General features: G+C 46.4%; 12 protein-coding genes. 7 read left to right on the forward strand and 5 right to left on the reverse strand.

What is annotated here, in order from left to right; translation table 11 throughout:
* The first annotated feature begins 49 nt into the window (after nt 1–49).
* From IRE19_RS01010 to IRE19_RS01020, 3 genes are all read left to right on the forward strand, one after another.
* Nucleotides 50–1,777: an ABC transporter ATP-binding protein gene (locus IRE19_RS01010; RefSeq protein ID WP_203339002.1), complete on the forward strand. Its 1,728-nt coding sequence runs from the start codon at nt 50–52 to the stop codon at nt 1,775–1,777.
* A complete protein-coding gene (locus tag IRE19_RS01015; RefSeq protein WP_203339003.1) occupies nt 1,770–3,593 on the forward strand; it encodes an ABC transporter ATP-binding protein in 1,824 nt (607 codons plus the stop codon). Before IRE19_RS01010 ends, IRE19_RS01015 begins: the two co-directional genes overlap by 8 nt.
* A gap of 254 nt (nt 3,594–3,847) precedes the next feature.
* Nucleotides 3,848–4,693, forward strand: a complete 846-nt coding sequence (locus IRE19_RS01020) for a GNAT family N-acetyltransferase (protein WP_203339004.1) — start codon at nt 3,848–3,850, stop codon at nt 4,691–4,693.
* A gap of 61 nt (nt 4,694–4,754) precedes the next feature.
* Here IRE19_RS01020 and IRE19_RS01025 read toward each other — a convergent pair whose 3' ends face one another.
* Nucleotides 4,755–5,270 carry a YusW family protein gene (locus IRE19_RS01025; protein WP_203339005.1) on the reverse strand — a complete coding sequence of 172 codons (516 nt, stop codon included), beginning with the start codon at nt 5,268–5,270 and terminating at the stop codon, nt 4,755–4,757.
* A 129-nt stretch (nt 5,271–5,399) separates the two neighbouring features.
* Here IRE19_RS01025 and kynA point away from each other — a divergent pair, with 129 nt between their 5' ends.
* On the forward strand, nt 5,400–6,254 hold the full coding sequence (gene kynA / locus IRE19_RS01030; protein ID WP_203339006.1) for a tryptophan 2,3-dioxygenase: 855 nt from the start codon (nt 5,400–5,402) through the stop codon (nt 6,252–6,254).
* Between the two features lie 10 nt (nt 6,255–6,264).
* Nucleotides 6,265–6,981: a glycerophosphodiester phosphodiesterase family protein gene (locus IRE19_RS01035; protein WP_203339007.1), complete on the forward strand. Its 717-nt coding sequence runs from the start codon at nt 6,265–6,267 to the stop codon at nt 6,979–6,981.
* A gap of 117 nt (nt 6,982–7,098) precedes the next feature.
* Here IRE19_RS01035 and IRE19_RS01040 read toward each other — a convergent pair whose 3' ends face one another.
* The 4 genes from IRE19_RS01040 to IRE19_RS01055 all read right to left on the reverse strand — a co-directional run bounded on the left by IRE19_RS01040 (nt 7,099) and on the right by IRE19_RS01055 (nt 11,234).
* Nucleotides 7,099–8,118, reverse strand: a complete 1,020-nt coding sequence (locus tag IRE19_RS01040) for a DUF2804 domain-containing protein (RefSeq protein ID WP_203339008.1) — start codon at nt 8,116–8,118, stop codon at nt 7,099–7,101.
* A gap of 134 nt (nt 8,119–8,252) precedes the next feature.
* Nucleotides 8,253–9,110, reverse strand: a complete 858-nt coding sequence (locus tag IRE19_RS01045) for a DegV family protein (RefSeq protein WP_203339009.1) — start codon at nt 9,108–9,110, stop codon at nt 8,253–8,255.
* Nucleotides 9,111–9,206: 96 nt separating this feature from the next.
* Entirely contained in the window at nt 9,207–9,779 is a 573-nt protein-coding gene (locus IRE19_RS01050) for a glycerol-3-phosphate acyltransferase (RefSeq protein ID WP_203339010.1), read from the reverse strand.
* Nucleotides 9,780–9,857: 78 nt separating this feature from the next.
* Nucleotides 9,858–11,234 (reverse strand): dipeptidase, encoded by a 1,377-nt coding sequence (locus tag IRE19_RS01055; protein WP_432419926.1) that lies wholly within the window; start codon nt 11,232–11,234, stop codon nt 9,858–9,860.
* Between the two features lie 149 nt (nt 11,235–11,383).
* On the opposite strand from IRE19_RS01055, the gene IRE19_RS01060 reads away from it, so the two are divergent.
* Together IRE19_RS01060 and IRE19_RS01065 are read left to right on the forward strand one after the other, a co-directional pair.
* Nucleotides 11,384–12,628: a CNNM domain-containing protein gene (locus tag IRE19_RS01060; protein ID WP_191714457.1), complete on the forward strand. Its 1,245-nt coding sequence runs from the start codon at nt 11,384–11,386 to the stop codon at nt 12,626–12,628.
* A gap of 192 nt (nt 12,629–12,820) precedes the next feature.
* Nucleotides 12,821–13,357, forward strand: a complete 537-nt coding sequence (locus IRE19_RS01065; protein WP_191713478.1) for an RNA polymerase sigma factor — start codon at nt 12,821–12,823, stop codon at nt 13,355–13,357.
* Nucleotides 13,358–13,359: the final 2 nt, after the last annotated feature.

The raw sequence follows: 13,359 nt of genomic DNA on the forward strand, positions 1-13,359 counted from the left end.
ACTAGTCAATATAAAGGTTCGAGTTTCGAAACGTTTAGGAGGAACTCCCATGAAAACAGTTTTTTCATACGCCAAACCATATAAATTTTACATTGTTATTGCATTGATTTTAATGCTTCTGGAATTGACTGTGGAGTTGCTTCAGCCGCTTGTCATTGCCAGCATTATCGACCAAGGGATCGTGGCGGGAGATCAGGACGTTATCATTCAATTGGGCTTAGTGCTGATGGGCTTGTCGGTCATCGCCTTTGTATCGGGCATCGTCAATTCGTATTTTGCAGCGCATGCCTCCCAAAGCTTTTCATTCGATCTTCGGCAGGCTCTTTATGGGCGGATCCAATCATTTTCACTGGCCATGTTCAACAAATTCCCGGCTTCGGGTTTGATTACACGATTGACCAGTGATGTCACGTTGGTGCAGCAAGTTCTCTATATGGGGCTTCGGATTATGCTGCGCGCCCCTTTGCTTGTCATAGGAAGCATGATTATGGCATTTGTCGTTAATCCGAAACTGGCCTTTTATTTGGTGATTGTTTTTCCATTCTTATTAATATTCCTATATGCCATGGTCAAAAAAGGAGTCAGCTATTTCGGTTTTGTCCAAAAGCGTCTGGACCGGGTCAACCGGATTGTTCAGGAAAATCTGCAGGCTGTGCGTCTGATCAAAGCCTATCTGCGCGGAAAATATGAAACCAACCGTTTTTCGGAAGTGGCAGGCTCATTGAAGATTGATACAGTAAAAGCATTTCGCATCATGGAAATCATTTTGCCGATTTTATTGTTCGGCATGAACTTGTCCTTATTGGCTGTTTTATGGTTTGGCGCCTTTGAAATCCGCAGTGGCGGTGCCCAAATCGGTGAATTGGTCGCCATTGTCAATTACGCGATGCGGATGACGGGTGCTTTCACCATGTTCTCTTTCATCATCATGATTTTTGCCCGTGCGAAAGCATCCTCAGAGCGCATTGAGGAAGTGCTGCTGGCAGAGGATGTCCGTGAAAAAGATGAGAGCGGCGAATCCAAAGAAGTGCACCGCGGTGAAATCCGTTTCGAGAATGTTTCGTTCATGTATCCGGAAACTTCAAGACCGGTGCTGCGCAATATTTCGTTCCATTTGAAAGCCGATGAAAAACTGGCAATCATGGGAGCGACCGGCTCCGGAAAATCTTCTTTGCTGCAGCTGATTCCGCGTTTCTATGACGCCACCGAAGGAACGGTCTCAATCCATGGCAGGGATGTAACGAAATGGCAGTTGCGTGCTCTGCGAAAAACGATCGGCATTGTGCCCCAACAATCGCTTCTTTTTACAGGGACCATTTCCAATAACTTATCTTGGGGGAAAGACGAAGTGGTGCAGGACGAACTGGCTGACGCGGCGATTAAAGCGCAGATCCACGAAACGGTCGAACGTTTCCCGAAAGGCTATTACACCCGCGTGGGTCAAAAAGGCGTCAATTTATCCGGCGGCCAAAAACAGCGTCTGTCGATCGCCCGCGCTTTGGTGCGCAAACCTTCCATTTTGATTTTGGATGACAGCACAAGTGCACTGGATGTTAAAACCGAAGCAGCATTATGGGAAGAGTTGGAACAGGAACAAGCGACAATGCTGGTGGTTACGCAGAAAATCAGGACCGCTATGAGGGCGGACCGGATTCTGTTGCTGGAAGATGGCCAAATTTCCGGTTACGGCACCCATGCCGAGCTCTTGGAAAGTTCTGAGCTGTATCGCCAGATTGCCATGTCCCAACAGGAAGAGGAGGTTGATGAATATGTTTAATGCCATTCGCCGCCCATTCGGCCATGAACCGCTTTTTTCGAGAGAAGACTTGAAGAAAAAGGATGAGAAGAAGAACGAACGTGCAGAAAACTGGAAATCAACCTTGCTGCAGATCTGGAGACTGGTCGACGAGCAGCGCTTTCTGCTGATTGTGGTGTTGTCGTTGGTGTTTGTCAGCTCGGCTCTTGCCTTGCTGGGACCTTATTTAATCGGCTTCATCATTGATGAATACATCGTTCCCCAGAGCTTCAATGGCATGGGCATCGTTGTCGTGTGGTTGATTTTCGTCTATATCGGGCATTCCGTTTCGCTGTATCTGCAGAATTTCTGGATGGTGGGAATCGCACAGCAAGTGATTTTCCGTATGCGGACGCGTCTCTTTTCACATCTTCAGCGTTTGCCGGTATCGTTTTTTGATAAACGGCAGCATGGGGAGTTAATGAGCCGTATGACCAATGATATTGAAAACGTTTCTTCGACCTTGAATACGTCTTTTATCCAGGTGTTTTCGAGTATTTTGACTTTGACCGGTACGGCGATCGTCATGCTGACCCTGAGCCCGTTGTTGACGTTGTTGACCTTGATCATCATTCCGCTTATGTACATTTCGATTCAATGGATCACCAAGCGCACCGGCAGGCTCTATAAAGAACAGCAGAAAGCAATTGGGGAATTGAACGGCATGATTGAAGAAACAATCTCCGGACAAAAAATCATTAAGGCGTTTTCACAGGAACCGCGTGTCATGGAAGAATTCCGTGAAAAAAGCGAACGGCTCCGGCGTGCCGGATTTTGGGCATGGACCTATGCCGGCTTTATTCCCAAAGTCATGAACTTCCTGAACAACGGCAGTTTTGCCATCGTGGCAGGTGTCGGCGGCATCCTGGCGCTCAATGGATCCGTGTCGATCGGTGTCATTGTCATTTTCACAGAGTACTCCCGTCAATTTACCCGTCCATTAAACGATTTAGCCAATCAGTTCAACACTGTCTTGTCTGCAATAGCTGGAGCTGAACGGGTTTTCTCGATTATGGATGAAACAGAAGAAAAAGACGACCAGGTCCTCAACGTGGAAAAACAGCTGGAAGGCGAAGTAGTTTTCGACCAGGTATCGTTTAAGTATGAAGGGGCAGAAGAAGATTGGACCATTCGTGATGTCAGCTTTACCGTCGGCATCGGCCAAACCGCAGCGCTTGTCGGCGCAACTGGGGCAGGAAAGACAACGATCATGCAGCTCTTGGCGCGTTTCTATGACGCCAATGAAGGCGAAATCCGTCTTGACGGCACTCCGATTGCAGAGATGCCGCGTGAAACCTTGCGCAAACAAATCGCTTTTGTGCTGCAGGATCCGTTCCTGTTCGAAGCGAGCGTCAGCGACAATATCCGTTATGGGAAATTGGATGCCACAGACGAAGAAGTGATAGAAGCAGCAAAAGGTGCCAACGCCCACGACTTTATCGAGAAGCTGCCAGATGGTTATGACACGATCCTGACAGGAGACGGCTCAATGATCAGCCAAGGCCAGAAGCAATTGCTGTCGATTGCCCGTGCGTTGATTGCCGATCCGGTTATCCTGTTGCTGGATGAAGCGACGAGCAGCATCGATACGGTTACCGAACTGAAAATCCAGGAAGCGTTGGAGCACTTGATGGCAGGGCGAACCAGTTTTGTCATCGCCCACCGCTTGAATACGGTGCGAAAAGCCGATTTGGTCTTGGTTATGGAAATGGGAAGATTGGTGGAATCGGGAACGCAGCAGCAATTATTGAACGGAAATGGCATTTACGCCAATATGCTGGCCGATGCGAAATTATAAGAAGGTGAGGATCCTTTCCCGCTGAATATCAGTTGAAACATTTGGTGCTGCCGGTTATGCCGGATAAAAAGAAGGCCTGTTCCGGCAAATTCGGAGCAGGCCTTTATGTTTGGAAAGGTCTGTGTTTTTCTTTCTTTTCAAGCTCAACTTGTCCAGTTGATGTGATAGGATGAAAATACAGAGAAATATTGAAAAACCGGGAGCTATTCCCGCAAACTGCTTTAGCAGGATATCGTTTTACAGGAGGTTGCAAAATGGATTTATCACTATCGATCGTTTCATTTCCGATAGATGAACAAACTGGCAGCGACATGGCACAATTGCTCGAACATCTGCCAGCGGAGCATCGGACAGTTCTCCATCCATCGCTATGGAGAGCGGATGGTTCCAGAGGTTTCGCAGTGATTGCCTATACCGATAAGGAGGAATTGATCGGCTTTGCTGCGGCAGCGGATATGGTGGGCCTTCACCATTATGAGTGGTCGCTTTTCGTCCATCCGGATTACCGCCGGCTTTCGCTGGGAACAGCGCTGGCAGACGGTGTAGTTCATGCTTTGGCGCAGCGACAGGCGGAAAGTGAGCTTGCGGCTTTTGTTGACGAGACCGACATCGCGGCATTTATGGAAAGCCTCGGCTTCCGTCCGGATTTCAGGGAAATCCTGCTAGCTGCAGATCCGCTGCCAAGCAGTGGACTGCCGCAAGAGGTTCAGGTTGTTCCTTATGCAGGAGAAGCGGAGGAGTTGACTGAGTTGCTGGCTAAGGCATTCGACGACAGCATTCTGCCGATACTGGAGCATAATATGGAGGATCCGGAAAGAGAAATTTGGCTGCTCAAGAAAGACCGGAAGCCCCTTGCAACGGCAACGCTTTTGACAGAGGAGGATGCATTATGGGTTACGGCATTTGCTGTCCATCCTGATCAGCAGGGGAAAGGCTATGGCAAGCTGTTTTTGAAATGGTGCCGGGAACTGGCTTTCAAGCGCAACCTGGAAAAAGTCCTTTTGGATGTCGAAACAGAGAATGATGCGCTGCATGTCTATGAGAAATCAGGTTTTCACAGACTCCAGACAATTTCATATTGGAAACGGGAACTAGCTTAGAAAAATGAAAAACCATCCGCTTATGCGAATGGTTTCCCTGTCGGCAACAACTACTTTTAAATCAATTGCCGGTTTGTCTATATTCTTTTTCGGTGCCGTCCGGGTACCTGACTTCAATTTCGATTTCGGTAAAGCCGTCTTCGATGCCAAAGGCTTCAACGACCTGTGAGATCGCTTCATCATCGGGGGTGTTCGTTGTCAGTTCCAATTGGCTGAGGCCAGGTTCGATTTCATCCATGGCGTCATTTCCTGACAAATCCGTTTCCGTCATTTTGTTTTTGTATTCAGCTTCCACTTTGTCACGGTCTTCTTCATAATTGAGTTCAATCATGTCGTCCATGTCGGGAAAATCGACATTGACATCGAGTTCAGTAAAGCCGAATGTTTTACCGCCGATGCTATTTTGGTCCAGGCCGCCTTCAGGAGAAGCGTTTTCGGTTCCGCCAGCATCAGCAGGCTGTTCTTGGTTTTCGTTATTCACGGGTTCCGTCACTTGTTCGTCATCTCCACAGGCGCCCAAGATCAGCATTGAAGAAAAGAGTATCGGAGCCAATAGATTTTTTTTGTTACTAGTCATTTGCTAACATCCTTTCGGGGAATTGATATAGTATGCACTTTCCCGAATTTTTAAAGGTTTAATCATTTGCAGAAGAAGCGGTAAAACAGACCAGCAGAGCCCAAGCCGAGAATGAACGGAGCAACTTTGATGAACAACTATGAAAATGGACAGAATATCGCTGCAGCCACCGAGAACAATATTCGCACGGATTTTAAGGAAAGCATGACGTACGGTGACTATCTTCATCTAGATAAGCTCTTGACGGCACAAGGAGGCGTCAGTGGCCATCATGATGAAACCTTGTTTATCATCATCCATCAGGTATCGGAACTATGGATGAAGCTGATTTTGCATGAACTGCAAGCGGCCATCGACAATATCCATAAAGATGATCTTCAGCCGGCGTTCAAGCAATTGGCCAGAGTATCACGGATCCAGTCCCAGATTATCCAAGGGTGGGATGTGTTGTCGACATTGACACCTGCTGAATACATGGAGTTCCGCGACGATCTCGGCAATGCCAGCGGATTCCAATCTTACCAGTATCGTATGATCGAATTTGCGCTCGGTTATAAAACCAAGCATGTGCTGAAAATCTACGAAAAAGATGCACCGCTTCATGCCGAACTTGAAAAAGCTTTTAATGCTCCAGGGCTTTACGATGCAGCGATTCAGAAACTGGCAAGAAGCGGGTTTGCTATCGATAAAGAGATATTGGAGCGGGATGTCAGCATGGTCTACGAATCAAATGAAAGTGTACGCAATGCCTGGAAAACGGTTTACCGTGACGTGGACACGCATTGGGAACTGTACCAGCTGGCTGAAAAACTAGTAGACATTGAAGATTGGCTTCAGCAATGGCGCTTCCGCCATATGAAAACAGTGGAGCGGATCATCGGTTTCAAACAAGGAACGGGCGGTTCGTCGGGAGTCAATTACTTGAAAAAGGTTCTGGATCAATACTTTTTCCCGGAATTATGGGAGATACGAACAGATATTTAGGAGGGGTTTTGTGAAGATTTACGCGCATAGAGGCTGCTCAGGAGCCTATCCGGAAAATACATTAGTGGCCTTTCGTGCAGCAGCTGAATTGCCGATTACAGGAGTCGAAATTGATGTTCATTTAACCAGAGATGGAGAAATCGTCGTCATCCATGATGAAAAAGTTAACCGCACCACCAACGGCAAAGGCTATGTAAAAGATAAGACCTTAAAAGAACTTCGTGAACTGGATTGCGGTTCCTGGTACTCCGAAGAATGGAGCGGCGAAAAAATACCGACACTAGATGAAATTTTTGATATTTTTGAAGAGACCAACCACAGGCTGAATATCGAATTAAAGACCGATGTCTTTCCTTATGATGGCTTAGCGGATAAAGTTGTCGACCTCGCTGCAAAACGCGGGTTCACGGATCGTGTGCTGATTTCTTCTTTCAACCACGAAGATATCCAGTCGATTGTGCAGGACAAACAGGTGGAAAGCGCCATCCTGACTTTTGAAGTGCTGGTTGACGTTTACGACTATGCCCGCGTTATCGGAACAAAACGCATCCATATTTCCTTGCCATCCGCTTTCAGAAGAATGACAACAGACGCTTTGCGAAAAGGCGCCATCGTCTATGTTTATACGGTCAATGACCTGAGCTACGCGGAAGAACTGCAGAAAATCGGCGTCCACGGCATTTTTACGGATCATCCCGAAAAGATGCTGGAGCATTTCGGACAATAGAGTCGGAAGTAACAGGAGCCGGGCTTTCAAAGGCTAGGGTGCAGAAAAAAATAGTGCCACTAAAGAAAGCAAAAGAGAAAAGACGAATTGGATGTTTCTCCAATTCGTCTTTTCTTTTTACCATTTAGCGTAATGCTCCTCGATGGAACCGAGAAGCCGGGTGATTTTCAGTTTTTTGCCATCGGGATAACGGACATAACCATTATAATAGCCGATTAGTTGATGGACTTCCGATTTGACGAGGCGTACATCGGTTTTGGAGACGCGTTCAAAAAATGGAGAGAACGTCAGTTGGACATCATCAGAAAATTTGGTGTGGATCAGCCAGGGTTTCTTGTAATCTTCTTTGTCGTAATGAAACAAAATGTCTTCATGAATCTTCGTCATTTTGCCATTGACGAAAAAAGCGTTTTCCGTCATTCCAGTCCCATCGGTCCATTTTCCGCCTAAATTCAAGCCAATCACTTTCCCGAGTGAGCGCTGGGAAGCCATGCCCCAATTCCAAAGAGATTCCCGTGGCCAAACCCCGCGGCCATAATCCAATACCGCAAAACTGTCGAGTTTTTCAAACTCAAACCGTTGGCTGCCGATTTTCACCATGCCATTGACTGGCAGTGACGTATGCTTCCCAGTGAACTGGAAAGTTTGGCGATTCCATGGGACAACAACATTCAAGGATTCGTAATCTTTAGGATGAGAAATGACTAGGATCGCTTCCAAGTCTTCTCCATCAAAGTCCTTGACGCTGACTGTTAAATGGGTCGCATCCTGGCTGTATATGGATTCGATCGTCATGGTATCGCTCCGGAAATAACAGGGATCCAAAGCATTTTCAGACAACTTCACGTGACGTGTAAAAGGAAGCACGACTGTTTTTTCATAAAAGCGCTGGGTTTCATAATTAAGGAAATACACAAAGCAGACAGTCGCATAATCCAAATGGGAAATAGTGGCTGAAAACAGGATTTCATCCCCGAATACACACCAATAATTCCATTTTTTCTTACGCATGAAATTTCCGCTTAAATTGCTTTCCACCAAAGGCTGCTTGGCATAACCAATGGCTTTTGGATTTAATTGGCCTCTTGCATCACAAAGTTTTACGTATTCAGTAAGCTCTCGTTCAACATGTTGCATTAAATCCACCTCACCATCAATCTTCTCCTCTTATTGTAGCAGAATAGAGATGGAATAGCCGTCCAAGAACGGTCAGTTTAGACAAAAAGTCTGAAAATTCTTATGGGCTATGTGTCATTAGTCACGGAGAAGTTTTACGAAACTTCCCGTCGCCATTGAAATGCCAATGTTCCTTCCCCGGCATGGACAGCAAGAGAGGAACTTAAATCGCCGATTAAAATGTCAGCTTCCGGCATTTCCTGAAGCAAGACCTGTTTCAGGTTTTCGGCTTCTTTCACAACATGGCCGTGCATAATCTGGAAACGCCGCACACCGTGCTCATCGTAATCTTTTTTGGCATGGTTGATCAAATACTGAATCGCTTTTTTATGTGAACGAACTTTATCGATCGGCTGAAGTTCGCCATCGGAAGTGAGCTGGACAATCGGTTTGATCTGCAGCAGGCTGCCGATATAGTACTGGGCGCCGCTCATGCGGCCGCCTTTGTAAAGCTGTGTCAAATTGCCGATCAGAATGTAATTGCGGAAATTAGCGGTTTCTTTTTCCAGGTGTTGGGCGATTTCTTCTGCCTCAACTCCTTGTTCCTGGAGCTTGAGCCCGCGTTCAATCAACCCAGATAAACCGTAAGACAGCGCCAAAGAGTCAATGGCGTAGACCTTGAATTCACTCATCTCGGCACCGGCAGTGGAAGATGCGATGGTTCCGCTGAGCTTGGCCGATGCATGCACGGCGATGGCGCATTCATATTCTTCTTTCAATTTGTCATAGAGCTCTGCAAATTTTCCTGCAGCAGGCTGTGAGGTCTTAGGGAATTCGGTTGATTCTTTTATGCGCCGGTAAAGTTCATCGTTCGTCAAATCCACCCCATCATCAATAAATTCCTCTGTGCCAAAATGAATATTCAACGGCACAATATAGACATCAGGATGAGCTTTAAATTCTTCGGTGACAAACCCGGTTGTATCCATTACCCATGCAATCGGTTTCTTCATAAAAAAACTCCCTTTTCTGTTAGAATAGTTCGAATACAAAAAACTATAACACGGATAATATTTCTGCGGTAGCAATAGCTGTAAAAGCAGAAGTTCCTATAGAGAAGAGGAGCGGAAACGCCCATTGAACGATTCCTCGATATCGGTTTTATGTTTAATTACAATAATAATTATGGCTCCAATCAATGGCCAAATGACTAACCAGACATTGAGGATTACGGCCATTGCGATAAACCCGGCAAAGCTGGCAAGCATCGATAAAGTCGCACTTTTAAGCCAAGGAAAAAATGCCAGGAACAATATGAACATCGCCAAAAATAAATCCGGTGTTAGACAAAATGTGACCCCGATGAAAGCGGCGATTCCTTTCCCCCCTCGGTACTTGAGCCAGAAAGGGAATAAGTGGCCCAGGACAACGGCGAAGCCAGCCACAGCAATTTCCCAGATGGAAAAATGGTAGAACAAGCCGATCCAGACAACGAGGGCACCTTTACCGGCATCGCCAAGAAAAGTCAGGACAAAGGCGGTTTTGCCGAGGATAGCGCCAGCATTTCTGGCGCCGAGATTGCCGCTGCGCTGCTGGCGCAAGTCAACGCCTTTCCATTTGCCGATCCACCACGCCGTCAGGAAATTGCCGATAATATAGGAAAGTAGCCAGTATACGATCATAAGCGGGACCTCCAATTTCAAAATAAAAACAGAATAGAAAGGCCTTCCCGATACGCTGGGAAGGCCTTTATGGGAAAATCAGTCCAACTCTGCAACTTGGTGTAGGTAATCGCTGATGACGCGAAGCCCTTTATCGAAGTTTTCAAGATGGAAATGTTCATTGGGTGCATGGAAATTTTCAGATGCAAGACCGAAGCCCATCAAAACCACAGGCAAGCCAAGAATTTCATCGAAAGCGGCAACGATTGGAATGGATCCGCCCATGCGTGTGAAAGCGGTCGGTACGCCATATACTTTTTCATAAGAACGGCCGGCTGCCTGAATGGCAGGATGGTCATAAGGCGTCAGGAATGGTTTGCCTTTGTCGAACTCAGAAATCTCGACGGTTACCCCTTTAGGCTTATGGGATTCAACATGTGCTTTCAATTTCGCAACGATATCGTCAGGGTCCTGGTTTGGCACCAGACGGCAAGTGATTTTTGTGCTGGCTTCTGCAGGCAGCACGGTTTTGATGCCTTCGCCTGAGAAACCGCCCGTAATGCCGTTGACTTCAAGAGTCGGACGAATCCATGTACGCTCGACGAAGGAATAGCCTTTCTCGCCAAAATCCTCTGAAATGCCGATTTCCTGTTTCTCGTGTTCCAGGTCAAACTCAAGCGCCGCAAACTCTTCCCGTTCTTTGTCGGAAACTTCGAGTACGTCGTCGTAAAACCCTTCTACTTGAATCAACCCTTCCTGGTCGCGGAACGATTGAAGGATCTCCACGATGGCATGAAGCGGATTCTGTACCGCGCCGCCGTATAGTCCGGAATGGAGATCGCCTTTTGGCCCTTTGACATCAATTTGGATGCCGGCAAGACCGCGCAAGCCATAGCATACAGCCGGGCGTCCCGGCCCTTGCATGCCGGTATCCGAAATGACGATAATATCGGATTTCAATAATTCCTGGTTTTCTTCTACGTATTTCGGAAGGCTTGGACTGCCGATTTCCTCTTCGCCTTCAATGATGAATTTGACGTTGACCGGCAACTCGCCGTTCAATTGCAGCAATGCTTCCACAGCTTTCAAGTGCATGAATACTTGGCCTTTGTCATCGCTTGCGCCGCGCGCATAAAGTTTGTTGTCGCGGACTTGCGGTTCAAAAGGTGCGGATTCCCACAGGTGAAGCGGATCGACCGGTTGTACATCATAATGGCCATATACCAGTACGGTCGGTTTGCCAGCTGCGTGTAGCCAGTCGGCATACACCACAGGATGTCCGTCGGTCTCATCGATTTTTGCATTTTCCAGTCCAGCGCTTTCCATTGCGGAAATCAGCCATTCGGCGCCTTTGCGCATATCGGCTTTGTGTTCGGATAAAGAGCTGACGGAAGGGATGCGCAAGAACGTTTTTAATTCTTCCAGATGTGTTTCACGGTTATCTTTGAAGTATTGATCAACTGCTTGAGCGTTCATCAGGATCCCTCGCTTCATTGGATTTAACTATGAAAAAATTATAACATACCAGGTTTTGGTTTTCGACAAGTGGAAATTAGCTATGGTATAGTGTTTAATACGGAAAGAGTTCGTAAAATTTTGTGTTTTTGACACTGGAGGAAATGAAATTGTTTATAGCTTTAGGTATCTTTCTATTCATGTCGTTCTTCTTATCGGGAAGCGAAACGGCATTAACGGCAGTAAATAGGATGAAGGTCCATCTTCGCGCCGAGCAGGGTGACGTCAAGTCTCAGAAACTGCAGAAGTTAATTGCGAAGCCGGACCGAATGATTACAACAATTTTAATCGGTAATAACATAGCGAATATTATGCTGCCTACATTGGTGACGACGATTGCCATTACAAGAGGATGGGAAGTTGGCCTTGCAACAGCTATTTTAACGGTGATCTTGATTATTTTCGGTGAAGTGCTGCCGAAAACCATCGCGGCGACTTTTGCTGACAAAGTGGCTTATATTGTATTCCCGGTCATCAGCTTTTTGGTCGTTCTTTTGACGCCGTTAACATGGCTGCTTGCACAGTTCACCAATATCTTCATTCGCATCATCTCCAAAGGAACAGTTAAAGAAGCGACCATGACCAAAGAAGAGTTGCGGACGATGGTCGACATCGCTTCAACTGAAGGGACGTTCGAAGAGGATGAATCCGAACGCATTAAAGGCGTTTTGGATTTCCCGCATAAAGACGTTTCGGATGTCATGTCCACCCACAGAACCGATACGGTAGGGATTGCCATCGATTCCACTTATGAAGAGGTTCGCGACCTGATCCTGGATTCTTCGTATACCCGTTATCCAGTCTATGAAGACAGCATGGACAATGTTGTAGGCTTGTTCTATTCGAAGAAACTGATCGAATGGTCGATGAATCCGAATTTAACGCTAGAAGAGCTGATGGACGATAATCCATTGTTCGTGGTTCAATCGGTCAGCGTTGAAAAAGTCTTTAAAATGATGATGGCGAAGAAAAAGCACATGGCTGTCATTTTGGATGAATACGGCGGCACCCTTGGTATTGTCACCCATGAAGACATTATTGAAGAAATGATCGGCCAGGATATTGAAGATGAAACAGATGAAGAAGACGACGAACTGGTCTTTGAAATGACCGACACGACATTGTCTTGCCACGGCCGCTTGGAAATTGAAGATGTCAACGACATGTTCAAAGTGGAAGTGCCGAATGACCATGACACCATTGCCGGTTTCGTTATGCAACAGCTGGGGCATGTCCCGGATGAAGGCGAAGAGTTTGTGTATGAAAATCTTCACGTAGAAATCAATGAAATGGACCGTAACCGTATTGTGCGTTTAACCATCACAAAAAAAGATAAAGAAGAAGCGCTAGCATAGAAAACTCCTGTCCTTGGACAGGGGTTTTTCCTTTTTAACAACTGGATTTTGAAAAAGTTCCCTTTATTACACCTTTGTAAGGAAAATGAAAGCAGAAGCGATAGAGTGAAAGATGGACTTCCGTCATTATAAGGTTATAAGAGAAAGCGAAAATCACTTCGCTGGACAAGCAGAACGGACGGGGGCACGATCATGGAAACGTTATACACAGAATACAATCGCTATATTTATCATTTATGCTTGAAGCTGACACGCAATAAAGCCGAAGCGGAAGATTTGATGCAGGAAGTTTGGTTAAAAGTTGTACGCTACGAATCTTCGATTGCTGAAGTGGATCATGTAAAGGCGTGGTTGACGACAATCTGTATGAATACGTTCCGTGATCGTTACCGCAAAAATGTACGGCGAAGCAAGCATCTGATCCAGCAGCCTGAAGGCTTGGATGTTTCCTTGCTTGACTTGATTCCTTCAGATTCAACAGGTGTCTCTGAATTATTGGAAAAACAGGATGTCTCTGTGATGATCCGCCATAAGATTTCCGAGCTGGATGCGATCTACCGCACGACCATTCTTTATTTCTATGTCCACCAATACTCACTGATTGAAATTGCCGATGCGATGAAAGTGTCAATCGGCACAGTGAAATCCCGTTTGTTCCGAGGCAAGCAACGCCTGAAGGACATGCTGATGGAAGACGATCGGACACGTGAATACGTAGTGGCAATTTAATT

The sequence above is a fragment of the Planococcus beijingensis genome, assembly GCF_016820615.1.
In the GTDB taxonomy this organism is placed as follows: domain Bacteria; phylum Bacillota; class Bacilli; order Bacillales_A; family Planococcaceae; genus Planococcus; species Planococcus notacanthi.

Bases quoted from the DNA above. Each gene is read 5' to 3' on its own strand.
- IRE19_RS01010 (WP_203339002.1), top strand. From the start codon at position 50: ATGAAAACAGTTTTTTCATACGCCAAACCATATAAATTTTACATTGTT.
- IRE19_RS01015 (WP_203339003.1), top strand. From the start codon at position 1,770: ATGTTTAATGCCATTCGCCGCCCATTCGGCCATGAACCGCTTTTTTCG.
- IRE19_RS01020 (WP_203339004.1), top strand. From the start codon at position 3,848: ATGGATTTATCACTATCGATCGTTTCATTTCCGATAGATGAACAAACT.
- IRE19_RS01025 (WP_203339005.1), bottom strand. From the start codon at position 5,270: ATGACTAGTAACAAAAAAAATCTATTGGCTCCGATACTCTTTTCTTCA.
- kynA (WP_203339006.1), top strand. From the start codon at position 5,400: ATGAACAACTATGAAAATGGACAGAATATCGCTGCAGCCACCGAGAAC.
- IRE19_RS01040 (WP_203339008.1), bottom strand. From the start codon at position 8,118: ATGCAACATGTTGAACGAGAGCTTACTGAATACGTAAAACTTTGTGAT.
- IRE19_RS01045 (WP_203339009.1), bottom strand. From the start codon at position 9,110: ATGAAGAAACCGATTGCATGGGTAATGGATACAACCGGGTTTGTCACC.
- IRE19_RS01050 (WP_203339010.1), bottom strand. From the start codon at position 9,779: ATGATCGTATACTGGCTACTTTCCTATATTATCGGCAATTTCCTGACG.
- IRE19_RS01055 (WP_432419926.1), bottom strand. From the start codon at position 11,234: ATGAACGCTCAAGCAGTTGATCAATACTTCAAAGATAACCGTGAAACA.
- IRE19_RS01065 (WP_191713478.1), top strand. From the start codon at position 12,821: ATGGAAACGTTATACACAGAATACAATCGCTATATTTATCATTTATGC.